A 24,267-nucleotide genomic window follows, 5' to 3' on the forward strand; every position below is an offset into this window, starting at 1 on the left:
CGTCGGTGGCGCGGGCTGCGTCGGACACGACCAGTGGTGCGTCGGACACGGCTGCTGCGGCGCAGGAGCTGTCGCGGATGGCGGCGGAGATGCAGACCCTGGTGAGCAAGTTCCACTACTGACCCCCCTCTCGCCGATGCGGCGAGAGCCCCCCCTCCTTCGAACGGTGTCCCCCCATGACCAGTTCCACCACCTCTCCGGGTCTGCTGCGCGACATCGTCGAGAGCAGGGTCCCAGCGGCCGCCTTCACTGCCCGGCATCGGGTCCTCACCGCCGTGCTGTGGCTGCACATCCCTCTCGTCGTGGTCGTCGGGCTGATGAACGAGGCCATCTCCCTCGGGGGTGGGTCCGAGTCGGCGCACGACCACACGCACGCCGGCGATCCCGGGGCCCACGCGGCCACCGTCTGGGTCTCGCTCGCGATCATGATCATCTGCGCCGTCGCAGCGAGCGTCGTACGACAGGGTCGGGTGGCCTCGATGGCGGCCTCGACCGGTCTGCTCGTCTCCGCAGCGGGGCTGGTCCATGCGGGCGGCGGTCTCACCGACCTGCACTTCCACTTCTTCGTGGTGATCGCCCTGATCAGCCTCTACCAGGACTGGGCACCCTTCGCCTGGTCCGTGGTGCTGGTCGCTGTGCACCACCTGGTGATGGGCCTCACCGACCCGACGGCGCTCTTCTCGGCAGCGGACGCCCAGGACAACCCGCTCCCGTGGGTGGCGCTGCACGCCGGCTTCATCCTCACCGAGTGCGCCGCGCTGATGGCGTACTGGATCTTCGCGGCCTCGGCCAAGCGCGCGAGCGACGCCCTCCAGTCCGCCCAGGCCGAGACCACCCAGGCCGCCCTGCGGGAGGCGGCGGAGCAGGCCGCGCAGCGTGAGCTCGAGGCGGCGAGCCGCGCGGACGCGGAGCTGCAGCGCTCGAGCGGTCTTGCCGAGGAGCTGCGCGTGCTGCTGCAGCGGGTCGCCGATACCGGCACCGAGCTCGACGCGACGACGCGGATCCAGATGGACGAGCTCGACCAGGGCCTCGACGGGATCTCCGCGGTCGCCCGCTCGGTCGGCGCGCAGTCGCGCGGCGCGCGCGACGAGACCGTCGCCGTCGGCGTGGCCGTCGGTGAGCTGCGCACGGTCGTCCAGGACATCGAGAAGGTGGCCCGGCTGATCGACGTGATCGCCGGACAGACGAACCTGCTGGCGCTGAACGCCACGATCGAGGCCAGCCGCGCCGGAGATGCCGGGCGAGGCTTCGCCGTCGTCGCCGATGAGGTCCGAAGTCTCGCTGGCCAGACTGCGACCGCCACGTCGACCATCGGCGAGAACATCGAGGCGGTGCACGGTGCCATCGAGAGGGTCGCGCAGGCGGTCGGATCGGTCGAGCAGCAGCTCGAGGGAGTGACCGCCTCCCAGGACGACGTGCTCGATGCCGTGGAGCGCCAGCGGGGGGTGTCGGCCTCCGCCCGGGACAACGTCGCCGCGGCAGCGCAGCAGGTCTCCCAGACCGTCTCCGTCGCGCGGTGAGTTCCTCGACTCGCCGTCCCTGAACGACACGTTCGACGTCGGTTCGTAGGTCCGTGGTCCTCAGGTCCACCGGCCTTCGGCCGATCCCATATCCGAGCGCCGAACGACCGGCGCCAGTGACCAACCCTGACAGGCAGGCCCGACACGCATGGCACACATCTCGGTTCTGGTCGTCGACGACTCCGTCGTCGTGCGGCGTCTGGTCACGGACGTCCTGAACGCCGCCGACGACATCGAGGTCGTCGGCGTCGCTGCCAACGGCAAGATCGCGCTGGCGAAGATGCCCCAGCTCAACCCCGACCTGATCACGCTCGACATCGAGATGCCGGAGATGGACGGGCTCGAGACGCTGCGTCACCTGCGCCGGGACTACCCGGGCACGCCGGTGATCATGTTCAGCACGCTCACCGAGCGCGGGGCACAGGCGACGCTCGACGCGCTCGAGCTCGGCGCCACCGACTACGTCACCAAGCCGGCCAACGTCGGGAGCGTCACCGCCTCGATGGCGAGTGTGCGCGACCAGCTCGTGCCCCGGATCATGTCGCTGTGCGGCGCCAAGCTGCGGGCCGCGGCGCCCGGGGCCAAGGCGCGGGTGCCCTTCCCGATCCGCCCGACCTCACCGCCCGGGGCGCCCCCGGTCCCGGACGGCCCCGTCGACGTGCTCGTCATCGGTGTCTCCACCGGTGGTCCGGACGCGCTGGCCGCAGTGCTCCCGTCGCTCCCGGCGTCACTGCCGGTCCCCGTGCTGGTGGTCCAGCACATGCCCAAGACCTTCACCCGGTTGCTCGCGCAGCGCCTCGACACCAAGTGCGCGCTGAGCGTCTCGGAGGCCCGCGAGGGCGACCTCGTCGAGCCCGGTCGGATCCTCATCGCGCCCGGCGACTGGCACATGCGTCTGCGCCGTCGTGGTCAGGTGACATCGGTGACCCTGGACCAGGGAACCCCCGAGAACTTCTGCCGCCCCGCCGTCGACGTCCTCTTCCGCTCCGCGGTCCAGGTGTACGGCGCGAACGTGCTCGCCGCCGTCCTCACCGGCATGGGGTCCGACGGAGCCAAGGGCGCCCGCGCGATCCGAGAGGTCGGCGGACAGGTCGTCGCCCAGGACGAGGCCACCTCCGTCGTCTGGGGCATGCCCGGGGCCGCTGTGGCGGCGGGTGCGGTGTCCGAGGTCGTCGCGCTGCAGGCAGTGGCCTCCACGCTCACTCGGCGGGTGCTGGCCGCCCGTCCGGAAAGGGTCGCCCGATGACCACCATGTCCGCCGCCGACTTCGACTTCATCAGTTCGGTGGTCCGCAAGGACTCGGCGATCGTCCTGGAGCGCGGCAAGGAGTACCTCGTCGAGTCGCGGCTGCTTCCGGTCGCCCGGAGCGTGGGAAGCCAGACGATCTCGGCGCTGGTGCAGGAGCTGCGCCGCTCGCCGGGCAGTCCGCTGCGCACCAAGGTCATCGAGGCGATGACCACCAACGAGACTTCGTTCTTCCGCGACGTGCACCCGTTCACGGCGCTCGCCGACACGGTGCTGCCGGAGCTGATGGCCAAGCGCAAGGCGCAGCGCTCGCTCAACATCTGGTGCGGGGCCGCGTCCAGCGGTCAGGAGCCCTACTCCATCGCGATGCTGCTGGGGGAGGCCTTCGCCAAGGAGCCAGGCTGGCGCGCCCGTCTGATCGCGACCGACATCTCCCAGGAGATGCTCGAGCGCACCAAGGCCGGGATGTACAGCCAGCTCGAGGTCAACCGCGGACTGCCCGCCCAGCAGATGGTGAAGCACTTCACCCGGGTCGGCTCGCAGTGGCAGGTTGCGGAGCCACTGCGTCGGATGATCGAGACGCGGCTGCTCAACCTCGACGCTGCCTGGCCGACGCTGCCGCAGATGGACATCATCTTCCTGCGCAACGTGCTCATCTACTTCGACATTCCGACCAAGCAACGCATCCTGGCGCGGATCCGGGGCCTGATGGCCCCGGACTCGTACCTCTTCCTCGGCGGAGCCGAGACCACCTTGAACCTCGACGCGAACTTCGAGCGCGTCCAGATCGGACGCGCACCGGCCTACCGGCTGCGCGCCAGCTGAACAGGAGCCGAAAACAATGTCCCTGAGTCAAGACCTGCTCGTGCAGGTGGTGAACGATGTCATGGAGACCTTCGTCGGTGTCCTGGGCGAGCCTCTCGCCCCCCACAGCAACGACCTGCTCCCGGTCGGCGCCTCGGTCCAGGTCAGTGGTGCCTGGACCGGCTCGGTGCTCGTCTCCTGCTCGGAGGCGTTCGCCGGCTACGCCGCCGCCAGCATGTTCGAGAGCACGGTCGACGACCTGGGCCCCGAGGACATCAGCGACGCGCTGGGCGAGATCGCCAACATGATCGGGGGCAGCGTGAAGTCGCTGATGCCCGAGCCCAGCCAGCTGTCGCTCCCGCTGGTGACCTTCGGCTCCACCCGTCAGGTGGTGCCGGGCGGGACCCTGCTCCAGGAGATGCACCGCCTCTGCGGGGCCGAGCCCTTCCACGTCTCGGTCATCGAGCCCACCAGCTGACCCGGGCTGGCGCTCGGCGGACGACGAGCCACCTCACGTGACGGCGATCTCGCGTGAGGTGGCTCGCTTTGCTTACCCCCTGAGGCGCGGTGGCCCTACATTGGGCAGTCGTTGCCAGCGCACGCGCTCGGCACACCTACGCAGCACACCTACAGGGGGAGGTCGGATGAGGCTCACGGTCGTCGGCTGCTCGGGCTCCTATCCGGGACCGGACTCCCCGGCGAGCTGCTACCTGCTCGAGGCGCAGCACGAGGGCCGGACCTGGCGGCTGCTGCTCGACCTCGGCAACGGGGCCCTGGGGGCGCTGCACCGCTACATCGACCCGCTCACCGTCGACGGTGTGGTGCTGAGCCACCTGCACTCCGACCACTGCCTGGACCTGTGTGGCTACTACGTCATGCGCAAGTACCACCCCACCGGTCCGCAGCCGCGGATCCCGGTGTGGGGCCCGGACGGCACGGCGGCCCGGATGGCACGGGCCTACGACCTCCCCGAGGACCCGGGGATGACCGAGGAGTTCGACTTCCGCGCCTATGACGGCGCGTTCACCTTCGGGCCGTTCCACATCGACCCCGTCCGCGTGGTGCATCCGGTGCCGGCGTACGCCCTGCGCGTCACGGCCGACGGACGCACGATCACCTACACCGGCGACACGGGGCCGTGCGGCGCCCTCGACCAGGCCGCCAAGGACGCCGACGTGCTGCTGGCCGAGGCGTCGTTCCGGACCGGGGTCGACAACCCCGAGGACCTGCACCTCACCGGCGCCGAGTGCGGCGACGTGGCCACCCGCAACCAGGTCGGCCGGCTGGTGCTGACCCATATCCCACCGTGGTACGACGCACGGGACGTGCTCAGCGACGCCCGGCAGACCTGGGACGGACCGCTCTCGCTGGCCGTCGCCGGGGCAGTGCTCGAGGTCTGAGCGCCGGACCCATCCTCAGACCAGGCCGGCGACGTGCACGCACATCGCGACCTGGACCCGGTTGGTCACCTGGAGCTTGTCGAAGATCCGCGACACGTGCGCCTTGACCGTGGGGATCGACAGATAGAGCTCCTTCGCGATCTCGGCGTTGCTCAGCCCGCGCCCCACGGCGATCGCGACCTCCCGCTCGCGATCGGTCAGGACGGCCACGCGGCTCGAGGCTCGTTGCGCGGCTCCGGTCGCGACCGCGTCCGCCTCGTCCGGACCCGGCTCGCTGCGCACCCGGGTGATCAGGGTCCTGGTCGCCGATGCCGACAGGATCGGCTCGCCCTGGGCGACCCGGGTGATCGCGGCGACGATCTGGGCGGGCGGGGTGTCCTTGAGCAGGAACCCGTCTGCCCCGGCGGCGACCGCCTCGACGACGTACTCGTCGGCGTCGAACGTGGTCAGCACGATCACCTTGGGCGGGGTGGGCCCCGCGCACAGGGCGCGGGTGGCCTCGATCCCGTTGAGCACGGGCATCCGCACGTCCATCAGCACGACGTCGGGGCTCAGCCTGTCCGCTGCGGCGAGGGCAGCACGGCCGTCGCCGGCCTCACCGACGAGGTCGAGGTCGTCGCGTCCGCCGAGCATCAGCGTCAGCGCCGAACGGACCAGAGGGTCGTCGTCGACGATCAGCACGCGGGTCACGACGCCCACGGTATCCACCCCCGCAGCAGGAAGGTGTCGCCCTCGCGGCGATGCTCGAGCCGGCCACCGCGGAGCTCGGCTCGCTCCTCGAGCCCGATCAGGCCGAGACCCGATCCGGGGGTCGCTCCCGGGGCTGCGCCGCGTGGCGCGGTGCTCGCGAAGCCCAGCGGGTTGCGCAGCTCCACGCGCAGCCCCTGGTCGGGGGAGCCGGCGAGCCGGATGTGCACGAGGGTGCCCGGAGCGTGCTTGGCGGCGTTGGTGATCCCCTCCTGGACGATGCGATAGACCGTGCGCCCTGCTGTCTCGGGCACGTCGTCGGGGGAGCCGGTGAGGTCGTCCTCGAGGTCGATGCGGATGCCCCCGGCACGGGCCTCCTCGACCAGCGCGGCCACGGCGGCGTACGTCGGCTGGGGACGGTCCAGCTCGGCAGCCGACTCGTGGCCGCGCAGCACCCCCAGCACGCTGCGCAGGTCGTCGAGCGCCCGGTTGGCGGTCTGCTGGATCTGGGCGGCGCCCTCGCGCATCTGATCTGCGCCGAGGTCCTCGCGGAAGGCCAGTGCGCCCGCATGCATCGAGACCTGGGAGATCCGGTGGGCCAGCACGTCGTGCATCTCGCGGGCGATCCGCGCCCGCTCCGTGCCGCGCGCCTGACCGACGCGCAGCTCCTGCTCGGCCTCGGCCCGCTCGGCACGGCGCTGCAGGGTCCACAGGAGCTCGCGGCGCGACCCGATGTACATGCCCCAGCCGAGGGCGGCGCCGACCACGGTGACGTTGAGCACCAGGCCGAGCCAGAGGGGGGAGATGCCGTCGTGGTCCTGGGTGAGGGTCCAGATCTCCGCCGCGAGGAGGCTGACGACCCCCACGGCCGCGATCTGGCCGCCCTGGCGGCGGGTCGCGAGCGACACCGCGGCGAGGGTCGCCGGGCCGGCGGCCAGGCCCGAGACCGCGCTGAGGACGGCGGTGAGCATCGCGACCGAGAACGGCCAGCGACGCCGGCCCAGGACCAGGACGAACGACGCGAGCCCCAGGACCACGTCGAGCCAGAGCAGGGCCGGATGCCACGCGAGCTGCCGCTCCATCACCGGCACCCACACCAGGGCGCTGATCGCCGCGCAGAGCAGGAGGCGCCAGACGTGCTGCCAGGTCCGCAACGGCGGCTGGTACTCCTCGGGCAGGTGTTGCTCCACCCGCACAGGCTAGGGGCCCGGAGGAGGGGCGGGGGAGCGGCCCGGGTCGCGGGGCACCCCCTACTTAGGTCTGGCCACTCGTCGCCTCGTGTCGGATGGCGGCGACCGGCCGGGCACGGCAGGGTGGTGTCCATGATCAAGGTCGAAGGACTCACCAGACGCTACGGCGACTTCAACGCCGTCGACGATGTCAGCTTCGTGTGCCAGCCGGGGAAGGTCACCGGGTTCCTCGGGCCCAACGGGGCCGGCAAGACCACGACGATGCGCATCCTCGTCGGACTCACCCCGCCCAGCCACGGGAGCGCCACCATCGGGGGCCTGCGCTACCAGGACATCCCCAACCCCGGCCGGCACGTCGGGGTGCTGCTCGACGCCTCGGCCCAGCACGCCGGCCGCACCGGACGAGAGGTGCTGGCACTCGGCGCGAAGACGATGGGGCTGCCCTCCTCGCGCGTCGACGAGATGCTCGAGCTGGTCAGCCTCTCGCCCACGGAGGCCAAGCGGCGCGTGCGCAACTACTCCCTCGGCATGCGTCAGCGGCTCGGCATCGCGCACGCCCTGCTCGGCGACCCGTCGGTGCTGATCCTCGACGAGCCGGCCAACGGTCTGGACCCGGCCGGCATCCGCTGGATGCGCGGGCTGCTGCGCGGCTACGCCGAGCGCGGCGGCACCGTGATGCTGTCGAGCCACCTGCTCAACGAGGTCGAGCAGATCGCCGACGAGATGATCCTCATCGGCCGGGGCCGGATCGTCGCCCAGGGCGACCGGGACTCGCTGCTGGCGAACACCGGCACGGAGTCCACGCTGGTCACCGCGCTCGACAACCAGGCGCTCGCCGGCGCCCTGACGGCCGCCGGCATCGCGGTCACGCCGATGGGCACCGGCCTGCGGGTCGAGGCGAGCACGGAGACGGTCGGGCGCGCGGCCCTCGAGGCGCGCGTCGTACTCACCGACCTGCGCAGCGGCAGCGCCGGCCTGGAGGACCTGTTCCTCGAGCTCACCGCCGACACCCAGCGCGAGGGCCACCCCGCCGCCGCGACCCAGCAAGGAGTCCACGCATGAGCACCACCCAGTCCGTCCCGCGCCCAGCAGGTCCGGGCACCCTCGACGTCTCGGGCACGCCGCGGGTGCCGTTCGGCCGCCTGGTCGGCGTCGAGTGGCGCAAGATGTTCGACACCCGCGGCGGCTTCTGGCTGCTGCTCTCGACCGGCATCCTGCTGGTCATCACGATCGGCCTGACGCTGCTCGTGGTCGGCCTCAACGACGACGTCTCGGTCACCGCCAACGGCCTGTCGCAGATCCTGACCATCCCACTGTCGCTGCTGCTCCCGGTCTTCCCGATCCTGGCGGTGACCAGCGAGTGGAGCCAGCGCACCGGCCTGGTCACCTTCACCCTGGAGCCGCATCGGATCCGGGTGCTGCTGGCCAAGCTGGCCGCGGTGGTGCTGCTGGCGCTGGCGACGATCGCGCTCGCCATCGTCCTGGGTGCGATCACCAACGTGGTGGCGGCGTCGATGACCGGGGACGGTGCCGAGTGGGACCTCGAGGCGCGGACGCTGATCCTGCTGATCGTCAGCCAGCTGCTCTACTTCCTGATGGCATTCGGCCTGGCCATGGTCTTCCTCAACACCCCGGGCGCGATCGCGGTCTTCTACGTCGTGGCCCTGTTCCTGCCGCTGATGGTCTACTCCTTCCTCTACGCGGTCTTCGGCTGGGCACAGGACCTGATCCCGTGGATCGACCTCCAGTACGCCAGCGCCCCGTTCCTCGATCCCGACGAGGGGGTGGGTGGCCTCGACATCGCCCGACTGCTCGTGGCGTCGACGATCTGGATCGTGGCGCCGCTGGTGCTCGGCGCTCGCCGCGTGCTCCGCTCCGAGCCCAAGTAGGGCCCTCCTGCGGAACGCGGATCCAGGGCCGCGAGTGTTGCGCCACGGGTGTCGTTCGACGCCCGACTGCGCGACACTCGTGGTCCGGCTACGAAGGGAACCCGCATGACCCAGCCCGACATCCACGACCCGCTCATGCTGAGCGACCTGGCCCAGGAGCTGATCGCGATGCTGCCCGGGCACGCGGCCGGTCGCACCGCGCGCACGGTGATGTCCGGCTCGACGATGCGTGCCGTGGTCATCGCCCTGGCCGCCGACCACGAGATGGCCGAGCACGAGGCGCCGCCCGCCGCGGTGCTCCAGGTGCTCACCGGGCAGGTGCGCCTGGTGGCCGGCGACGACTCCTGGACGCTGGCAGCCGGCCAGCTGATCCCGATCCCGCAGCAGCGTCACTCGGTCCACGCCGACGAGGACTCAGCGATCATGCTGACGGTGGCGCTGCACTAGAGACCGGCGAGTTCACCCGACGTTGCGGGACGCGACACCCCCGGCTCCTCGGGCGTACGACGTGGCGAGGCCACGCTGGTCCCATGAGCACCTCACGGGTGGGGCCGGGTCGGGGCTACCTCCGCTTCGCGGCGCTGGGCGACAGCACGACGTACGGCATCGGGGACCCGCATCCCCGAGGACACGAGCCCGGGTGGAGGGGATGGGCGCGGCTGCTCGCCGGCGCCCTCGCCACGTCGTACGACGTCTCGCACGCGAACCTCGCGGTGACCGGCGCGACCGCCGCCGCAGTGCGGGACGACCAGCTCGAGCAGGCGGTGGCGCACCGCCCGGACCTGGCGTCCCTCATCGTCGGCATCAACGACACCATGCGCTCGAGCTGGGACCCGCACCGGCTGCGCGACGACCTGCTCACCTGCGCGCAGCAGCTGGACGCGAGTGGCGCCGAGCTGGTGACGGCACGCTTCCACGACCACGGCGCCGTGTTCGGTCTGCCGGGGGTGCTGCGCCGGCCGCTGTGGGCGCGCATCGAGCGCGTCAACGCGGTCTACGACGAGATCCACACGACGTACGGCGGGCTCCGGCTCGACCTCGCCGCCCTGCCGGAGGTGCACGATCGTCGGTTCTGGTCGATCGACCGGCTGCACCCCTCGGAGCGGGGACACCGGGTGCTGGCCCGGCGCTACGCCGAGCTGCTGCACGGGGCGGGGCTGAGCTTCGAGCCGCCGACGCTCGAGCCCGACGGCGGCCACCTCCCGAGCCGGCGCGACGACGTGGCGTGGCTGGTGACCGAGGGTGCCCCCTGGCTGGGCCGGCGGACCCGGGACCTGGCTCCCTGGGCGGTGCGGGCGGCGTGGGCCGGCGGTCGCCAGCGGGCGGGCCGCACGGAGCCGCGAGAGCCGGAGGCGGCCCGGATAGGGTCACGGGCATGAACTCCACCGCACCGACCCCCTCTGCTTCGGCCCCCTCCGCTGCACCCCGTGTGGACGGCCGCGCCGACGACGAGCTGCGCCCGATCACGATCACCCGCAACTGGCTCGACCACGCCGCCGGCTCGGTGCTGGTGGAGTTCGGCAAGACCCGGGTGCTGTGCGCCGCCTCGGCCTCCGAGGGCGTCCCGCGCTGGCGCAAGGGCTCCGGGCTGGGCTGGGTGACGGCGGAGTACGCCATGCTCCCCGCCTCGACCAACACCCGCTCCGACCGCGAGTCGGTGCGCGGCAAGATCGGCGGGCGCACCCACGAGATCTCGCGGCTGATCGGCCGCTCGCTGCGCGCCGTCATCGACTACAAGGCGCTCGGCGAGAACACGATCGTGCTCGACTGCGACGTGCTGCAGGCCGACGGCGGCACCCGCACGGCGGCGATCACCGGCGCCTACGTCGCGCTGGCCGACGCGGTCAGTCACCTGCGGGCCAACGGTGCGCTCAAGGGCGAGCCGCTCACCGGCTCCGTCGCCGCGGTCAGCGTCGGCATCATCGACGGCGTGCCGCGCCTCGACCTGCCCTACGTCGAGGACGTCCGCGCCGAGACCGACATGAACGTCGTGATGACCGGCGAGGGCAAGTTCGTCGAGGTGCAGGGCACCGCCGAGGGTGCTGCCTTCGACCGCGCCGAGCTCGACGCGCTGCTGGCGCTGGCCGAGAAGGGCTGCGCCGACCTCACCGTCATGCAGCACGAGGCGCTGGCCCGTGATCTGGGTGGGGAGCTCGGCGCGTGAGCCGCGTCTTCCTGGCCTCGCGCAACCGCAAGAAGATCGTCGAGATGCAGCGGCTGCTGAGCGAGCACGCCCCCTGCATCGAGGTGCTCGGCATCGACGACGTCGAGGGGTACGACGAGCCCGTCGAGGACCAGGCGACGTTCGCGGGCAACGCGCTGCTCAAGGCACGGGCCGGCGTGGCCGCCACCGGCATGCCGTCGCTCGCCGACGACAGCGGGCTGTGCGTCGACGCGCTCAACGGCATGCCGGGCGTGCTGTCGGCCCGGTGGAGCGGTGACGCCGACGCCGCCGACAAGGACCTCTCCAACAACCGGCTGCTGCTCGCTCAGCTGCGCGACGTGCCCGATGAGCGCCGGGGTGCGCACTTCGCGTGCGCCGTCGCGCTCTGCCTTCCCGGTGGGGACGAGCAGGTGGTGGAGGGCCGGATGTCGGGCCGGGTGATCCGGGAGATGCGCGGGGAGGGCGGGTTCGGCTACGACGTGCTCTTCGTCGCCGACGAGCACGCCGACGCCGGCGACCCGGGGGCGGGGCTCACCTCCGCCCAGCTCTCGCCGGCGGACAAGGACGCGATCTCGCACCGCGGCCGGGCGCTGCGCGAGATCGCCCCCGCCGTCGCCGCGGCGCTGGGAGACTGAGCGCCATGAGCCGACCCTTCCTGCTGCGTCGCACCTTCGCCCGCACCGCGCTGCGCCTCGCCCGCTGGCGGCTCGTCGGGACGGTGCCCCACAAGGGCATCCTCGTCGGCGCGCCGCACACGTCCAACTGGGACTGGGTGCTGACGCTGCTGATCGCCTGGAGCAGCGGCGTCCAGCCCCAGCTCTTGATCAAGAAGTCGTTCTTCAAGGGCCCGGTGGGCTGGCTGATGCGCGCCACCGGCGGCGTGCCGCTCGACCGGGACAACCCCGGCGCCACCGTGCGCGAGCTTCTCGAGTCGGCCAAGGGCCACGACGCGTTCCTGCTCTGCCTCGCCGCCGAGGGCACCCGCAGCAAGGGGGAGTACTGGAAGTCCGGCTTCTACCGGATCTCCCAGCAGACCGGGCTGCCGATCACCCTGGGCTTCGTCGACGGCCCCACCCGCACCCTCGGCATGGGCCCGACGTTCACCCCCACCGGCGACATCCGCGCCGACATGGACCTGGTGCGGGAGTTCTACGCCGACAAGCAGGGCATCCGCCCCGAGGGCCGCACGGAGCCGCGGCTGCGCGAGGAGGACGCCGGCTGAGGGTGGCCGGGGCTGCGGTCCTCCCACGTGAACGTGGGAAAACCGCACTTCCCACGCGAAGGATCACGTGGCAAGTGCGGTTTTCGTGTGGTCAGTGCGCCCGGAGAGATTCGAACTCTCACTTGACGGCACCTAAAGCCGTTGCCTCTGCCATTGGGCTACGGGCGCGCGCTGCGAAGTCTAGGCCGCAGCGTCCTAGGCGTCGGCGAGACCCAGGTCCCTTCGGAGCTTCGCGACGTGGCCGGTCGCCTTGACGTTGTACTGCGCGACCTCGATCTTGCCCTCGGCGTCGACGACGAACGTCGAGCGGATCACGCCCTGCACGACCTTGCCGTAGAGCTTCTTCTCGCCGAACGCGCCGTACGCCGTCAGCACGGTCTTGTCGGGATCCGAGAGGAGGGGGAAGGTCAGCGCGTCGCGCTCGCGGAACTTCGCCAGCTTCTCCGGCTTGTCCGGGGAGATGCCGAGGACCTCGTAGCCGGCCGCCTGCAGCGAGGCGATGTTGTCGGTGAAGTCGCACGCCTGCTTGGTGCAGCCCGGCGTCATCGCGGCCGGATAGAAGTACACGATCACCTTGCGCCCGCGCAGGTCCGCCAGTGACACCTGGTTGCCGGCGTCGTCGGGAAGGGTGAAGTCGGGGGCGGGATCGCCGGGGGAGAGGCGCGCGGACTCGGACAACGGGTTTCTCCTGTCGGACTGCTGATTGCACGTAATGTGCAGATGGGTATTCTGGGTCTGACATGGACCGCTCGGGCGGGCCAGGTACCAACCTACTGACCGGCCAGGAGCTGCCTGCATGCACGTCCCCGATGGATTCCTCGACGCACCCACGTCGGTGGCGGCCGGCGCGATCGCCGTGGCCGGCGTCGCTGTCGCGCTGCGCCAGGCGCGCAACGAGCTCGACGACCGGACCGCGCCGATGGCCGGCCTCGTCGCGACGTTCGTCTTCGCCGGACAGATGATCAACTTCCCGGTCGGGGCCGGCACCAGCGGCCACCTGATGGGGGGAGCGCTCGCCGCCGTGCTCGTCGGCCCCTGGGCCGCGATCCTGTGCATCACCGTCGTGCTGCTCGTCCAGGCGCTGCTGATGGCCGACGGCGGGATCACCGCGCTCGGCAGCAACGTCACCCTGCTGGCCCTGGTCTCGGTGGCCGTCGGCTGGCTGGTCTTCCGGCTCCTGATCGCGGTTCTTCCGCGCCGGATCGCCTCCGTGCCCCCGGCCGCGGCGCTCGCGGCGTTCGTGAGCGTGCCTGCCGCGGCCCTGGTCTTCACCGGCCTGTTCGCCGTCGGCGGGACCACGCCCGTCGACCTCGGCACGCTCGCCACGGCGATGCTCGGCTGGCACAGCCTGATCGGCATCGGCGAGGCGGTCATCACCGGTCTGGTCGTGGGCAGCGTGGTCTCCGTGCGACCCGACCTCGTCTACGGCGCGCGTGGCGCGCTGAGCAAGCAGAGCCTCGAGATCCGGACGGTGGAGCCCGCATGAGCACCCAGACGAATACGCCCCCCACGAAGCGGGTCTCCACCCGCGCCCTGTGGTGGACCGGCCTCGCGGTGTCGCTGGTCATCGCCGCCGTGCTGAGCTTCTACGCCAGCAGCAACCCCGACGGGCTCGAGTCCGTCGCGGAGAAGACCGGGTTCATCGAGCAGGCCGAGGACTCCGCGACCTCCGACAGCCCACTCTCGGACTACCAGACCAAGGGCGTCGAGGACGAGCGCCTCAGCGGGGCGGTCGCCGGCATCGTCGGTGCTGCCGTCGTGCTGGTGCTCACCGGCGGCCTCGCCTTCGCGCTGCGCCGGCGCAGCCCGGACCGGGACGGCTGAGGTGGGCGCCGGTCACGGTCACCGGCTCCACTACCACGGCCACAGTCGCCTCCACCGCGCTCCGGCGCACGTCAAGCTGGTCGCACTGGTGAGCTTCATGCTGGTCGTCGTGGCGACGCCGCATGACTGGTACGGCGTCTTCGGCGGCTACCTGCTCGTCGTACTCACGGTGATCGCGGCCTCCGGGGTGCCGTTCGGCTACATCGCCAAGCGGATGGTGGTCGAGGTCCCGTTCGTGGTCTTCGCGGTGCTGATGCCGTTCATCGCCACCGGACCGCGCGTCGAGGTCCTCGGGGTCTCGGTGTCGGAGCCGGGCCTGGTCGCGGCGTTCGGCTTCCTCGCCAAGGCGACGCTCGGTGTGATGGCCTCGCTCACGCTCGCGGCCACCACGGAGTCCGTCGACCTGCTGCGCGGGCTGCAGCGGCTGCGGATGCCGGACCTGATCGTGCAGATCATGGGCTTCATGATCCGCTACCTCGACGTCGTGACCGCGGAGATGGGGAGGATGCTGACCTCCATGAGATCCCGAGGCTGCGACCCGCGCTCACCGCGCCACTGGCCGGTGCTGGCGCGGTCGCTGGGCGCGCTGTTCATCCGCTCCTACGAGCGCGGCGAGCGGGTGCACCTGGCGATGGTCTCGCGCGGCTACACCGGGACGCTGCCCGACTTCGGGGCTGACGCCGGGACCCGCCGATGAGCGTCCCAGTGCTCGACGTACGCGGTCTGGCCTATGCCTACCCCGACGGCCACCAGGCGCTGTACGGCGTCGACCTGCACGTCCACGCCGGCGAGCGGGTTGCCCTGCTCGGTCCCAACGGTGCCGGCAAGACCACCCTGGTGCTCCACCTCAACGGCATCCTCACCGCCGGGGCCGGCTCGGTCGCGGTGAGCGGGATGCCGGTCGAGAAGCGCAACCTGGCCGAGATCCGCCGCCGCGTCGGGATCGTCTTCCAAGACCCCGACGACCAGCTCTTCATGGCGACCGTGCGCCAGGACGTCGCGTTCGGACCCGCCAACGCCGGGGTCAAGGGCGCCGAGCTGGACCGCCGGGTGATGGCGGCCCTGGACCGGGTGGGCATGGCCGACTTCGCCGACCGCCCGCCGCACCACCTGTCCTTCGGGCAGCGCCGGCGCGTGGCGGTGGCGACCGTGCTGGTGATGGAGCCCGAGATCCTGGTGCTCGACGAGCCGTCGTCCAACCTCGACCCGGCCTCACGCCGCGAGCTCGCCGACGTGCTCCGCTCACTCGACGTGACGGTGCTGATGGTGACCCACGACCTGCCTTATGCGCTCGAGCTGTGCCCGCGCTCGGTGATCCTGCACGACGGGATCGTGGTCGCCGACGGAGCGACGTACGACGTGCTCACCGACGACGCCCTGATGCGGGCCAACCGCCTCGAGCTGCCCTTCGGGTTCGACCCGCGCAGCACGGGACGGCCGGGGATGGCGGCGGGTTGATAGCCTTCGGTCACCGTCCGCCCCCAACGCCCCAGGAGCCGTGAGAAGTGAGCAAGGAGATGTCCTCCCTCGAGCACGAGATCGAGGAGACCCGCGAGCGTCTCGCCTCCACCATCGACCAGCTGGTCTACCGCGCCAGCCCGAAGACGATCGCGCGCCGCGAGATCGCCACCCTGAAGGCCCACTTCGTCGACGAGGCCACCGGTGCGCCCCGCACCGACAACATCATCAAGGTCGCCGGCGGCGTGGTGGGCACGATCGTGTTCTTCGTGATCGTCCGCAAGATCACCCGCTGAGCACCCTCGACGTGGAGGACAAGACTCCGATCAAGATGCTCCACGACCGGGTCCTCGTGGAGCTCGACAACGACGCGGGGGAGCGGCGCTCCTCGGGCGGCATCGTCATCCCCGCGACCGCGGCGATGGGCGCGCGCCGGCTCGCCTGGTCGCGCGTGGTGGCCGTCGGGCCGCAGGCCCGCTCGGTGGAGAAGGACGACAGGGTCCTGTTCGACCCCGAGGAGAAGGCCGAGGTCGAGGTCAACGGCGAGGTCTACGTCGTGATGCGCGAGCGCGACGTGCACGCGGTCGCCGCCGAGCGGCTGGGCGACAGCAACACCGGCCTCTACCTCTGACCCGTCAGAAACTTTCGCTGACCCGTCACAAGAAACGCCTGACCCGGCAGAAACTCCCTCGCGAGAGGTAGTTTCTGCCGGGTCAGCGTGATTTTCTGACGGGTCAGAGGTGCTTGCCGCGGGTGCTGCTGTCGTTCACCGCGGTCTCGTCGTACGTCGTGTCGCTGGTGTGGGTGCCCGTAGGCGTGGTGCCCGTACCCGTGGTGCCCGTAGGCGTGGAGCCCGTGGTTGTAGAACCCGTGGACTCGGTGACGCGGGTGTCCGTGTGGGCGCCGGCGGTGGTGTCGGTGCGGCTGTCGGGCGTGGGTGCGGCGTGGGCACCCTTAGGGTCGAGCTCCTCGGCGCGACGCAGCTTCTCCGCGTGCTGGGCGCGGTCGGCCTCGATCTTCTCCTGGTGCTCGCGCGCGGCGACCTCGAGCTGCTCGGCCTCGGCGACCTTGCGATCGGCCTCGGCCCGCATCCGGGCGGCCTCGGCGTCGATCTGGCGGGCCTCGGCGGTGCGCTGGTTCAGCTCGGGCTCCCGACGGGCTGCTTCCTGGCGCAGGTGTGCGGCCTCCTCCAGCTTCTTGGCTTTCGACTTCTTGCTCATCACGGCCGCGAGCGCTGCAAGAAGCAGCAGCACGACGACGGCGGCGATGACGATCCAGGCCCAGGTAGGCATGGTCCCTCCTAGTTCGGTGACCATTGCCCGGTATCCGGATCATGAAGGACCAAACCTCGCGACCCTGGTGCACCGGTCGTCGGCGGTCCATCATGGAGCGATGGAGGACTCAGCCAAGGAGCAGCGCAGGCGCCGGTACGGCGTGCTGCCGCCGGTCGCCGCAGCGGGAGCCTGGGTGGCGGTCGCGCCCAAGGACGTGACGGACCATCCCGAGCCCGCGGACGCCGGGATCCTCGGTGGCGGCGGCGGGTTCGGAGGGATCGGCGACGGCGGCGACTGACGGCGTCGATGGGGCGCCGCCGCCGTTAGGTGACTACCTGACCCGCACCACCACGGGCGCGGTGGTCGTGCCGGTGGCGAAGTCGGTTCCGGGCACGCTCAGCCGGTAGCGGACGACGCCGCGGCGCCGCTCGCGGGGGAAAGTGACCCGCACCGCGTCCGAGGTCGGCTGGATGCTGCGCACCGTGCGCCAGGCGCCGCCGGCGCGGCGCTGCAGCACGACCGGAGCGTCAGCCTGGATGACGGCGACCGTGCGGGGCGCGAGGGCGCGTCCACGAGCGACCCGCTTGGTGGCGGGACTCCAGTTGGCCACGGTCGTCACGCCCTGCGCGACGTCGTACGTCGTGGGGTCGCTGTCCGCGGTGAGCCGGCACGGGAGCGAGCCCTGCCAGTGGTAATTGGTGCCGGCGACCTGCACCCACTCGACCTTGTAGTCGGTCACGTCGATAGGCCACTGAGGGTGGGCGGTGAACGAGAAGTGCATGTTCCCCGACCAGAAGTCGTAGTCGTTGTGGAAGTTCAGCGTGAAGGTGCGTGCGCCGGAGCGGAAGCGGACATTGAGGTCGTTGGCCTGGTCGCCGGGCAAGTTGCCCGGGTAGCCCACGACGAGGGAGTTGCAGGTCGGGGGACCGTAGGTCCAGTTCCAGTCGAAGTTGCCGTTTGGGTCGACCACGGGCGGGTTCGGCTTCACATCCGGGTCCACGACTGGCGGGGTCGGAGCTACGCCGCCGGGGCAGCTGAGCTTGCCGGTCCAGTGGCGGTTGGTGCCGGCGACCTGGATCCACGTGACGTCGTACTCGGTGAGCCCAGCCGGCCACTTCGGGTGGGTCGTGAACGGGAACGTCGTGGTGCCGGACCACTCGGAGTGGTCGTTGTGGAAGTTCAGGGTGAACTCGCCGGCGGCGCTGTTGAAGCGCACGTTGATGTCCTTGGCCTGCCCGCTCGGGAGGTTGGCGGGGTAGGTCACCGTCAGCGCCTCACAGGTGGGCGGCTGGTAGTTCCAGTTCCAGTCGAAGGGGGTGTCCGGGGCCGACGGGGTGGGAGTCGAGGTCGGGGTGGGAGTCGGCGTGGGAGTCGGGGTCGGCTCCGGCGTCGGGGTCGGGGTCGGCGTGGGCTCCGGGGTCGGTGTGGGAGTCGGCGTCGGGGTCGGCGTCGGCGTGGGCTCCGGAGTCGGCGTCGGCGTCGGTGTAGGGCTGGGTGTCGGCGCGGGCCCATATGCAACGGAGTAGTGCGAGATTGCCTTGTTCGGGGACAGGGGATATGTGAATGTCACTGTCGCGGACGGTGCCGCCACCTTGACGTACTTGGGGCCGTTGCCCTGCTTGGTGCTCCCCGACTTCACGCAGTAGCTCGTGACGACCTGACCGGAAGGGGCGTGAACGGTAACTGACGTGGGCTCGCCGGTCGTATCGATCTTGCCGCTGTCCAGGCCGATGCACACCTGGTCCTCGGTGCCCCCTTGGTCGCCCGTGGACGTGGCCTCAGCCGGCAGCAGGGCGGCGCCGAGGAGCAGCCCCGGACCGATCAGGGTGGCAGCGACCACGGCTGCGATGCGGCGATGGGGTGAGCGCACGAAGGCTCCCTCGGTTCGATGACGACAGGAGAGTCCATCGTGAGGGCGTCCCGGGGCCTGGATAGCCGAGTTGCGCCAATCTTCGGGAGACCCTGAGCAGACCTTGAGGAAGCCAAGCAATTGCGGGCCCGTGGGCTAGACGCGCATTACTCCCGCTGCTCGGCCAGGTTGAAGTCCCGAGGCACCAGACCGAACACCAGCACGGCCACGACGACCATCGCCACACCTCCGATGAGTCCGGTCTGGGTCAGCGCGTCGGTGAAGGCCGTGGTGGCCTCGCGGGCCAGCTCGGGGAGTCCTGCGCTGCTGGCGATCGCGGTGGCGGCCCCGAGCGACTCGCCTGCAGCGGCTGCCAGCGCCGGGTCGAGCCCCTGCGTGACCAGGTCGCTCAGGTCCAGCTGGGTGCGGTAGGTGACCGCCGCGATGCTGCCGAGCACGGCGACGCCGAGGACTGTCCCGAGGTCGTAGGACGTCTCCTCGATGGCGGCGGCGTTGCCGGCCTTCGCGGTGGGGGTGCTCGCCATGATGATGGCCGAGGCGATCGCCAACGATCCACCCCCGGCGCCGACGAGCGTCATCGCGACCGCGACGGTGCCATAGGTGAGGTCGCCGGGCACGAACGAGAGCGAGATCAGACCGAGGCCCGCGACCGCGAGGCCGCCGGCCAGCGTCGTCCGCGCTCCGATCCGGGCCGCGATGGCCGGGGCCAGGGCAGAGGCGATCGCGGCTCCCGCCGCGAGGGGGAGCAGATGGACACCGGCGCCCAGCGGCGAGTGCCCCTCGACGAGCTGGAGCCACTGGGCGATCAGCAGCAGAGCAGCGACCATTGCGAACATCGACGTGAGCGCGGCCAGCGCACCGGCCGTGAACGGCGCTCGGCCGAAGAGGCGGACCTCCAGCAGAGGATCGGGTCGGCGCAGGCAGCGCCACACGAACCAGGCGAGCAGCACGAACGCGAGCGCGGTCGTCGCCCACCCCGCGGCGTCCGTGAGACTTTCCTCCTTGCCGAAGCGCTTCACCGCCCAGACCAGCGAGGTCATGCCGGCGATGGAGAGCAGCGCCGCGACGTAGTCCCACCGCCCCGGATCGGGGTCGCGCGCCTCGGGCAGGATCACCAGCCCCGCGATGACCCCGACGACCATGAGCGGCACGTTGACGAGGAAGGCGGCGTGCCAGCTGAAGTGCTCGAGCAGCAGACCGCCGACGATCGGCCCCACCGCGATGCCCAGGGCGGAGGTCGCCGCCCAGATCCCGAGCGCCGTGGCGCGTTCGGCGGCGTCGCTGAAGATGCTGCGGATGAGCGACAGCGTGGTCGGCATGATCATCGCGCCGCCGACGCCGAGCAGGGCCCGTACGGCGATGACGGACTCGGGGCTGTCGGCCAGCCCGATCAGCGCGGAGGCGGCCCCGAAGACCACGAAGCCTGCCAGCAGCATCCGCTTGCGGCCCCAGCGGTCGGCGAGTGCGCTCATCGAGACGAGCAGACCGGCCAGCACCAGGGAGTAGACGTCGACGATCCACAGCTCTTGGTTGGCCGTGGGGGCGAGATCGGCAGCCAGGTCGGGAAGCGCGACGATCAGCACCGTCATGTCCATCGACACGACGAGGAGGCTGGCGGACAACACAGCCAGCGCCGCCCAGCGCTGCAGCCGGGAGAGCGCGGGGGTCGTCTCTGCCCGATGCCTGGCGTGCTTGCTCATCTCGCCTTGGAGACTAGATCCACCGCCCGTCCGCGCTGGACGTCGGGTCCGGGGAACGACGAAGGCCCCCGTCCGGCTGGGAGCCGATCGGGGGCCTTCGTAGTTGGTACGCCATCGCGGACTCGAACCGCGAACCCGCTGATTAAGAGTCAGCTGCTCTGCCAATTGAGCTAATGGCGCACGCCGTGAAGCGAGAGGAACTCTAGCAGCGCGAGCGGCGGATGAGAAAATCGAGGTCGGGTGCCCTGCATCACGCAGGCCCCTCGCCCGGACGAGGCCGACAGCGGCTCACCGCTCCTCGAGCACCGCCTGCGCGGCATTGTGGCCGGCGATCCCGCTGACCGCGCCCCCGCGCCTGGCGCCGGAGCCGCACAGCAGCACCGAGTCGACGGTCGTCTGCACGCCCCATCGCTGAGCGGCGGTCTCCATCCGCGAGCGGTTCGGGGCCCAGGGCCAGTCCAGGTCGCCGTGGAAGATGTGCCCGCCGGGCATCGCCAGGTCGCGTTCGAGGTCCTGCGGGATCTTCGCCTCCACACAGGGGCTGCCGTCGGGGCCTCGGGTGATGCAGTCGTCGATCGGCTCGGCGAGGTGCTCGTCGAGCGACGCCTTCGCGCGTCGTACGGCCTCGGCCTTGACGCCCTCGGGGTCCTGGGCGAACAGCGACGCCGGCGTGTGCAGCCCGAAGTAGGTGAGCGTGTGCTTCCCCTGCGCCGCCAGGTCGCCGAGGATCGACGGGTCGCTGATCGAGTGGCAGTAGACCTCCCCGGGCAGCCGGTCGGGCAGCCGGCCTTCGGCGGCAGCGGTGTAGGCCGCCTCGAGATCGCGATAGTCCTCGCCCAGGTGCAGGGTGCCGGCGAACGCGACTGCAGGGTCGACCCCGGACTTGAGCCGGGGCAGCCGGTCGAGCAGCACGTTGACCTTGAGCTGTGATCCCTCCGGCTTCGTGGCGGCGTCCTCGGCCTCGCCCATCAGGATCTGCAGCACCCAGGGCGCCACGCCTGACAGCACCCGGCGGGTGGTGACGCTCTGCCTCCCCTCGGGCCCGTCCCAGGTGACCTCGGCGCCGTCCGCGTCGGCGCGGATCGAGCTGACGCCGGCCCCGGTGAGGATCTCGGCGCCCTCCTGGACGGCACGGGCGTGCAGGGCGTCGGTGACGGCTCCCATCCCGCCGACGGGCACCCGCCACTCGCCGGTGCCGTTGCCGATCAGGTGGTAGAGGAAGCAGCGGTTCTGCACGAGCGAGGCGTCGTTGAGCGAGGCGAACGTCCCGATCAGCGCATCGGTCGCGACCACGCCGCGCACGGTGTCGTCGCGGAAGCGGGCCTCGATCGTCGCGCCGAGCGGCTCGGTGACGAAGTCGCGCCACAGCCCGGGGTCGACCTGTCCGCGCACGGCGCGCTCGAGGGGCAGCGGCTGCAGCAGGGTCGGCGCGACCACATGGGCCAGGTCGGCGACGTCGGCGTAGAACTCGCGCCACGCGTCGTACTCGTCGTCGGACCCGGTGAGGGCGCGGAACGACGCCCGGGTCGCCTCGCCCTCGGGGCGCTCGACGAGCAGCCCCCCGGGGCGGCCGTCACGCAGCGTCGGGGTGTACGACGCGGTGGAGCGCGACGTGAGCCGCACGTCGAGGCCGAGGTCGGCCATCAGCTCGGTCGGCATCAGGCTCACCAAGTAGGAGTAGCGCGACAGTCGCGCGGGGAGGCCGGGGAAGGCCTGGGCGGAGACGGCGGCCCCTCCCGTGTGGTCCAGGCGCTCGAGGACCAGGACGGAGAGTCCGGCGCGGGAGAGGTAGGCGGCGGAGACGAGTCCGTTGTGTCCACCCCCGACGACCACGACGTCGTACTGCTTGCGAGATGTCGGCATTGGGCAAACCTAGCCCTCTGAAATTTTCTCGCCGGTATCGTGCTGACTCGGTCCTGGTGTCAGGACTGCGCCACACCGACCCGAGCATGGTGGTTCGAGCGAGGGAGGGAGTCACCCGATGCAGGGCCTGCTGCGACTCGTCGGCGTGCTCGCCCTCACCGCGCTGCTTGGCTGGGCCGCCGTCGACGCCGCTCCCGACGCGACCCACGCCCTCGGCGTGTGGCCGGTCGGCCTGGTCACCGGCGCGCTGCTCTGGGCCGGCCCGCGGCAGCGCCCGGCAGTGGCGCTCGTGGCGCTCGTGGTCGCCGTCGGCAGCGTGTGGGGAGCCGGTCGCCCCCTCGGCCTCGCGATCGGACTCGGGCTCGTCGTGGTGGCGCAGGCCGCGGCGGGGGCGTGGTACCTGCTGCGCAACCCCGACGGCCCCCGGCTGGTCACCGGCGCGGAGGGCATCCGGTTCGCCCGTGCGGGGCTGCTCTCCCTCGGCGTCGTCGCGGTCGGTGGCGCGATCGTGCCGCTGGTGACCGGAGTGGGGACCGTCCCCTCGATGGTCCTCGGCCTGCTCGGCGTCACCTTCGCCTCGCACCTGGCGCTCGTGCCCTACTTCCTCCAGGTCTCGCACCACGCGCCGCTGTTCATGACCTGGGAGCGGGTCCTGCACTGGGTCATCGTCGCGGCCGTGTGCGTGATCATCTTCTGGATCGCTGAGTCGCTGCCGCTGCTCTTCGTGCTGATCCCGTTCCTCGTGGTGGCCGCCGCCCGAGGCACGGTCCGCGAGGTGCAGGGGCAGGTCCTCATGTGCGGCCTCTTCGCCGCCTGGTTCACCACGGCTGGACATGGGCCCTTCCCCGGCGTGCACGACTCCTTCGGCCACCCGGCCTGGGTCGAGCAGCTGATGCTGGTGCTCTTCATCGGTGCCTGTGCCATCGGGACGCTTCCCTTCGCCATGACCACCGGGCTCGAGCGCGGCCGGACCCGGGCCGTGGCCATCGAGCGCGACCTGGTGCAGCGCATCGTGCGCAACGTCTCCGGGATCGCGATCATCGGCTTGGACGAGGACGCCCGGATCACCCTCTTCAACCCCGGTGCCGAGGAGCTGCTCGGCTATCGCGAGTCCGAGGTGCTGGGCGAGCTCCCCTCGTTCTTCCACGAGCGCGACGAGTTCCTCGAGCACGCGCAGATGCTGGACGTCGAGCCGAGCTATCCGGCCCTGGCCTCCGCGCTGACGACGGCTCCTCGGGGGCCGTGCCGGGAGTGGACGTTCCGCCGCAAGGACGGTGAGGTGCGCCGGCACTCGATGACCCTGACCCGCGTCTACGACGAGCGCAACGGTCCCGCCGGGTACGTCGTCACCTCCGAGGACGTCACCGAGCGGATGGCCCGCCAGCAGGCGCTCGAGGAGGCCCTGGCTGCTCAGCGCCTCGCGATGGCCCGGCTCCGCGAGCTCGACCGGATCAAGGACGGCTTCGTGGCCAACGTGAGCCACGAGCTGCGCACTCCGATCACCAACATCGTCGGCTATCTCGAGCTGCTGGAGGACGGTGCCTTCGGCGAGCTGGGCAAGGGGCAGGCCAAGGCGATGGCCCGGGTCTCGCAGAACAGCACGCGTCTGCTCGAGCTCATCGAAGACCTGCTGCTGCTGGTGCGCGCCCAGGAGGACCTGGGAGAGCACCTGCACGAGATGGTCGATGCGCGCGACGTGGTCGCGTCGGCCCGGGCCAAGCTGGCCCGGGCCCTCGAGGGGCGCGAGCTCAATATCGAGGTGCGACTCACCGACGAGCCCCTCGTGGTGCGCGGGGACCGGGAGAAGCTCGAGCGGGTGATGCTCAACCTCGCCTCCAACGCCGTGAAGTTCACCCCTGACGGGGGTCGGATCAAGATCCGCGCCGAGCAGCTCGTCGACGCCGTCGAGCTCTCGGTGAGCGACACCGGACTGGGCATCCCGCCGGACGAGCAGGGGCTCCTGTTCACGCGCTTCTTCCGCTCCTCGATCGCCGAGGAGCATGCGATCCAGGGGAGCGGGCTGGGCCTCTCGATCGCCGCGACGATCGTCGAGCTGCACGGCGGCACGATCGAGGTGACCTCCGCGCCCGGTGAGGGCTCGACCTTCCGGGTCGTGCTCCCGCAGGCGAGCCCGGTGCGTCGTACGGCGTGAGGCGG

The 24,267-nt window shown here is 71.2% G+C and carries 27 protein-coding genes and 2 tRNA genes; 20 read left to right on the forward strand and 9 right to left on the reverse strand.

Translation table 11 applies throughout. From position 1 onward, the window contains the following. The first annotated feature begins 176 nt into the window (after positions 1-176). The 5 genes from ACYU7L_RS13610 to ACYU7L_RS13630 all read left to right on the forward strand — a co-directional run bounded on the left by ACYU7L_RS13610 (position 177) and on the right by ACYU7L_RS13630 (position 4,969). Positions 177-1,520, forward strand: coding sequence for a methyl-accepting chemotaxis protein (locus ACYU7L_RS13610; protein WP_460797501.1), 1,344 nt, complete (start codon positions 177-179; stop codon positions 1,518-1,520). Between the two features lie 148 nt (positions 1,521-1,668). Beyond that, the gene (locus ACYU7L_RS13615; RefSeq protein WP_460797502.1) at positions 1,669-2,766 is read left to right on the forward strand and encodes a protein-glutamate methylesterase/protein-glutamine glutaminase; all 1,098 of its coding nucleotides are present in this window, start codon (positions 1,669-1,671) and stop codon (positions 2,764-2,766) included. Further along, complete coding sequence (locus ACYU7L_RS13620) at positions 2,763-3,590, forward strand: CheR family methyltransferase (protein WP_460797505.1); 828 nt, start codon at positions 2,763-2,765, stop codon at positions 3,588-3,590. Before ACYU7L_RS13615 ends, ACYU7L_RS13620 begins: the two co-directional genes overlap by 4 nt. Positions 3,591-3,606: 16 nt before the next feature. Beyond that, complete coding sequence (locus ACYU7L_RS13625) at positions 3,607-4,047, forward strand: chemotaxis protein CheX (RefSeq protein WP_460797507.1); 441 nt, start codon at positions 3,607-3,609, stop codon at positions 4,045-4,047. A gap of 166 nt (positions 4,048-4,213) precedes the next feature. Next, on the forward strand, positions 4,214-4,969 hold the full coding sequence (locus tag ACYU7L_RS13630) for an MBL fold metallo-hydrolase (RefSeq protein ID WP_460797509.1): 756 nt from the start codon (positions 4,214-4,216) through the stop codon (positions 4,967-4,969). 15 nt (positions 4,970-4,984) lie between these two features. On the opposite strand, the gene ACYU7L_RS13635 is transcribed toward ACYU7L_RS13630, so the two are convergent. Then, the gene (locus ACYU7L_RS13635; RefSeq protein WP_460797511.1) at positions 4,985-5,659 is read right to left on the reverse strand and encodes a response regulator; all 675 of its coding nucleotides are present in this window, start codon (positions 5,657-5,659) and stop codon (positions 4,985-4,987) included. Beyond that, positions 5,656-6,846: a sensor histidine kinase gene (locus ACYU7L_RS13640; RefSeq protein WP_460797513.1), complete on the reverse strand. Its 1,191-nt coding sequence runs from the start codon at positions 6,844-6,846 to the stop codon at positions 5,656-5,658. Before ACYU7L_RS13640 ends, ACYU7L_RS13635 begins: the two co-directional genes overlap by 4 nt. A gap of 132 nt (positions 6,847-6,978) precedes the next feature. Here ACYU7L_RS13640 and ACYU7L_RS13645 point away from each other — a divergent pair, with 132 nt between their 5' ends. From ACYU7L_RS13645 to ACYU7L_RS13675, 7 genes are all read left to right on the forward strand, one after another. Then, a complete protein-coding gene (locus ACYU7L_RS13645; protein WP_460797515.1) occupies positions 6,979-7,908 on the forward strand; it encodes an ABC transporter ATP-binding protein in 930 nt (309 codons plus the stop codon). Continuing rightward, positions 7,905-8,735 carry an ABC transporter permease gene (locus ACYU7L_RS13650; RefSeq protein ID WP_460797517.1) on the forward strand — a complete coding sequence of 277 codons (831 nt, stop codon included), beginning with the start codon at positions 7,905-7,907 and terminating at the stop codon, positions 8,733-8,735. The genes ACYU7L_RS13645 and ACYU7L_RS13650 overlap by 4 nt, the downstream gene beginning before the upstream one ends. Before the next feature lie 105 nt (positions 8,736-8,840). Continuing rightward, entirely contained in the window at positions 8,841-9,182 is a 342-nt protein-coding gene (locus ACYU7L_RS13655; RefSeq protein ID WP_460797519.1) for a cupin domain-containing protein, read from the forward strand. A gap of 83 nt (positions 9,183-9,265) precedes the next feature. Further along, the gene (locus ACYU7L_RS13660) at positions 9,266-10,114 is read left to right on the forward strand and encodes an SGNH/GDSL hydrolase family protein (protein ID WP_460797521.1); all 849 of its coding nucleotides are present in this window, start codon (positions 9,266-9,268) and stop codon (positions 10,112-10,114) included. Further along, positions 10,111-10,899 carry a ribonuclease PH gene (gene rph, locus ACYU7L_RS13665; protein ID WP_460797523.1) on the forward strand — a complete coding sequence of 263 codons (789 nt, stop codon included), beginning with the start codon at positions 10,111-10,113 and terminating at the stop codon, positions 10,897-10,899. Before ACYU7L_RS13660 ends, rph begins: the two co-directional genes overlap by 4 nt. After that, complete coding sequence (locus ACYU7L_RS13670) at positions 10,896-11,534, forward strand: non-canonical purine NTP pyrophosphatase (protein WP_460797525.1); 639 nt, start codon at positions 10,896-10,898, stop codon at positions 11,532-11,534. Before rph ends, ACYU7L_RS13670 begins: the two co-directional genes overlap by 4 nt. Before the next feature lie 5 nt (positions 11,535-11,539). Beyond that, on the forward strand, positions 11,540-12,121 hold the full coding sequence (locus tag ACYU7L_RS13675; protein ID WP_460797527.1) for a lysophospholipid acyltransferase family protein: 582 nt from the start codon (positions 11,540-11,542) through the stop codon (positions 12,119-12,121). A 95-nt stretch (positions 12,122-12,216) separates the two neighbouring features. Here ACYU7L_RS13675 and ACYU7L_RS13680 read toward each other — a convergent pair. Together ACYU7L_RS13680 and bcp are read right to left on the reverse strand one after the other, a co-directional pair. Next, positions 12,217-12,289 (reverse strand) — tRNA-Leu (locus ACYU7L_RS13680). Positions 12,290-12,316: 27 nt separating this feature from the next. Beyond that, on the reverse strand, positions 12,317-12,799 hold the full coding sequence (bcp, locus tag ACYU7L_RS13685) for a thioredoxin-dependent thiol peroxidase (protein ID WP_460797529.1): 483 nt from the start codon (positions 12,797-12,799) through the stop codon (positions 12,317-12,319). Positions 12,800-12,917: 118 nt separating this feature from the next. On the opposite strand from bcp, the gene ACYU7L_RS13690 reads away from it, so the two are divergent. From ACYU7L_RS13690 to ACYU7L_RS13715, 6 genes are read left to right on the forward strand one after another with little or no spacing between them, the layout of a single operon-like run. Further along, a complete protein-coding gene (locus ACYU7L_RS13690; protein WP_460797531.1) occupies positions 12,918-13,607 on the forward strand; it encodes an energy-coupling factor ABC transporter permease in 690 nt (229 codons plus the stop codon). Further along, complete coding sequence (locus ACYU7L_RS13695) at positions 13,604-13,945, forward strand: PDGLE domain-containing protein (protein ID WP_460797534.1); 342 nt, start codon at positions 13,604-13,606, stop codon at positions 13,943-13,945. The genes ACYU7L_RS13690 and ACYU7L_RS13695 overlap by 4 nt, the downstream gene beginning before the upstream one ends. Position 13,946: 1 nt before the next feature. Further along, positions 13,947-14,642, forward strand: coding sequence for a cobalt ECF transporter T component CbiQ (gene cbiQ, locus ACYU7L_RS13700; RefSeq protein ID WP_460797539.1), 696 nt, complete (start codon positions 13,947-13,949; stop codon positions 14,640-14,642). Beyond that, a complete protein-coding gene (locus ACYU7L_RS13705; protein ID WP_460797541.1) occupies positions 14,639-15,403 on the forward strand; it encodes an energy-coupling factor ABC transporter ATP-binding protein in 765 nt (254 codons plus the stop codon). The genes cbiQ and ACYU7L_RS13705 overlap by 4 nt, the downstream gene beginning before the upstream one ends. A gap of 47 nt (positions 15,404-15,450) precedes the next feature. Next, positions 15,451-15,699, forward strand: coding sequence for a DUF3618 domain-containing protein (locus tag ACYU7L_RS13710; protein ID WP_460797543.1), 249 nt, complete (start codon positions 15,451-15,453; stop codon positions 15,697-15,699). Positions 15,700-15,710: 11 nt separating this feature from the next. Next, entirely contained in the window at positions 15,711-16,034 is a 324-nt protein-coding gene (locus ACYU7L_RS13715; RefSeq protein WP_460797545.1) for a GroES family chaperonin, read from the forward strand. 103 nt (positions 16,035-16,137) lie between these two features. Here the strand turns inward: ACYU7L_RS13715 and ACYU7L_RS13720 are convergent, their stop codons facing one another. Further along, positions 16,138-16,695 (reverse strand): hypothetical protein, encoded by a 558-nt coding sequence (locus tag ACYU7L_RS13720; protein WP_460797548.1) that lies wholly within the window; start codon positions 16,693-16,695, stop codon positions 16,138-16,140. Positions 16,696-16,795: 100 nt separating this feature from the next. On the opposite strand from ACYU7L_RS13720, the gene ACYU7L_RS13725 reads away from it, so the two are divergent. After that, positions 16,796-16,975, forward strand: coding sequence for a hypothetical protein (locus tag ACYU7L_RS13725; RefSeq protein ID WP_460797551.1), 180 nt, complete (start codon positions 16,796-16,798; stop codon positions 16,973-16,975). Between the two features lie 33 nt (positions 16,976-17,008). Here ACYU7L_RS13725 and ACYU7L_RS13730 read toward each other — a convergent pair whose 3' ends face one another. The 4 genes from ACYU7L_RS13730 to ACYU7L_RS13745 form a co-directional block, all read right to left on the reverse strand. Next, the gene (locus ACYU7L_RS13730) at positions 17,009-18,547 is read right to left on the reverse strand and encodes a hypothetical protein (protein WP_460797553.1); all 1,539 of its coding nucleotides are present in this window, start codon (positions 18,545-18,547) and stop codon (positions 17,009-17,011) included. Between the two features lie 146 nt (positions 18,548-18,693). Beyond that, positions 18,694-20,247 carry an MFS transporter gene (locus ACYU7L_RS13735; protein ID WP_460797555.1) on the reverse strand — a complete coding sequence of 518 codons (1,554 nt, stop codon included), beginning with the start codon at positions 20,245-20,247 and terminating at the stop codon, positions 18,694-18,696. Positions 20,248-20,351: 104 nt separating this feature from the next. Next, positions 20,352-20,427, reverse strand: a tRNA-Lys gene (locus ACYU7L_RS13740). A gap of 108 nt (positions 20,428-20,535) precedes the next feature. Beyond that, positions 20,536-22,110 carry a phytoene desaturase family protein gene (locus ACYU7L_RS13745; protein WP_460797557.1) on the reverse strand — a complete coding sequence of 525 codons (1,575 nt, stop codon included), beginning with the start codon at positions 22,108-22,110 and terminating at the stop codon, positions 20,536-20,538. Between the two features lie 118 nt (positions 22,111-22,228). On the opposite strand from ACYU7L_RS13745, the gene ACYU7L_RS13750 reads away from it, so the two are divergent. After that, positions 22,229-24,262 (forward strand): ATP-binding protein, encoded by a 2,034-nt coding sequence (locus ACYU7L_RS13750; RefSeq protein WP_460797560.1) that lies wholly within the window; start codon positions 22,229-22,231, stop codon positions 24,260-24,262. Positions 24,263-24,267: the final 5 nt, after the last annotated feature.

The organism is Nocardioides pacificus, from assembly GCF_054775955.1.

Coding starts and splice junctions, on each gene's coding strand:
- ACYU7L_RS13610 (WP_460797501.1), top strand. CDS start 177: ATGACCAGTTCCACCACCTCTCCGGGTCTGCTGCGCGACATCGTCGAG.
- ACYU7L_RS13615 (WP_460797502.1), top strand. CDS start 1,669: ATGGCACACATCTCGGTTCTGGTCGTCGACGACTCCGTCGTCGTGCGG.
- ACYU7L_RS13620 (WP_460797505.1), top strand. CDS start 2,763: ATGACCACCATGTCCGCCGCCGACTTCGACTTCATCAGTTCGGTGGTC.
- ACYU7L_RS13625 (WP_460797507.1), top strand. CDS start 3,607: ATGTCCCTGAGTCAAGACCTGCTCGTGCAGGTGGTGAACGATGTCATG.
- ACYU7L_RS13630 (WP_460797509.1), top strand. CDS start 4,214: ATGAGGCTCACGGTCGTCGGCTGCTCGGGCTCCTATCCGGGACCGGAC.
- ACYU7L_RS13645 (WP_460797515.1), top strand. CDS start 6,979: ATGATCAAGGTCGAAGGACTCACCAGACGCTACGGCGACTTCAACGCC.
- ACYU7L_RS13650 (WP_460797517.1), top strand. CDS start 7,905: ATGAGCACCACCCAGTCCGTCCCGCGCCCAGCAGGTCCGGGCACCCTC.
- ACYU7L_RS13655 (WP_460797519.1), top strand. CDS start 8,841: ATGACCCAGCCCGACATCCACGACCCGCTCATGCTGAGCGACCTGGCC.
- ACYU7L_RS13660 (WP_460797521.1), top strand. CDS start 9,266: ATGAGCACCTCACGGGTGGGGCCGGGTCGGGGCTACCTCCGCTTCGCG.
- rph (WP_460797523.1), top strand. CDS start 10,111: ATGAACTCCACCGCACCGACCCCCTCTGCTTCGGCCCCCTCCGCTGCA.
- ACYU7L_RS13675 (WP_460797527.1), top strand. CDS start 11,540: ATGAGCCGACCCTTCCTGCTGCGTCGCACCTTCGCCCGCACCGCGCTG.
- ACYU7L_RS13690 (WP_460797531.1), top strand. CDS start 12,918: ATGCACGTCCCCGATGGATTCCTCGACGCACCCACGTCGGTGGCGGCC.
- ACYU7L_RS13695 (WP_460797534.1), top strand. CDS start 13,604: ATGAGCACCCAGACGAATACGCCCCCCACGAAGCGGGTCTCCACCCGC.
- ACYU7L_RS13705 (WP_460797541.1), top strand. CDS start 14,639: ATGAGCGTCCCAGTGCTCGACGTACGCGGTCTGGCCTATGCCTACCCC.
- ACYU7L_RS13720 (WP_460797548.1), bottom strand. CDS start 16,695: ATGCCTACCTGGGCCTGGATCGTCATCGCCGCCGTCGTCGTGCTGCTG.
- ACYU7L_RS13725 (WP_460797551.1), top strand. CDS start 16,796: ATGGAGGACTCAGCCAAGGAGCAGCGCAGGCGCCGGTACGGCGTGCTG.
- ACYU7L_RS13735 (WP_460797555.1), bottom strand. CDS start 20,247: ATGAGCAAGCACGCCAGGCATCGGGCAGAGACGACCCCCGCGCTCTCC.
- ACYU7L_RS13745 (WP_460797557.1), bottom strand. CDS start 22,110: ATGCCGACATCTCGCAAGCAGTACGACGTCGTGGTCGTCGGGGGTGGA.
- ACYU7L_RS13750 (WP_460797560.1), top strand. CDS start 22,229: ATGCAGGGCCTGCTGCGACTCGTCGGCGTGCTCGCCCTCACCGCGCTG.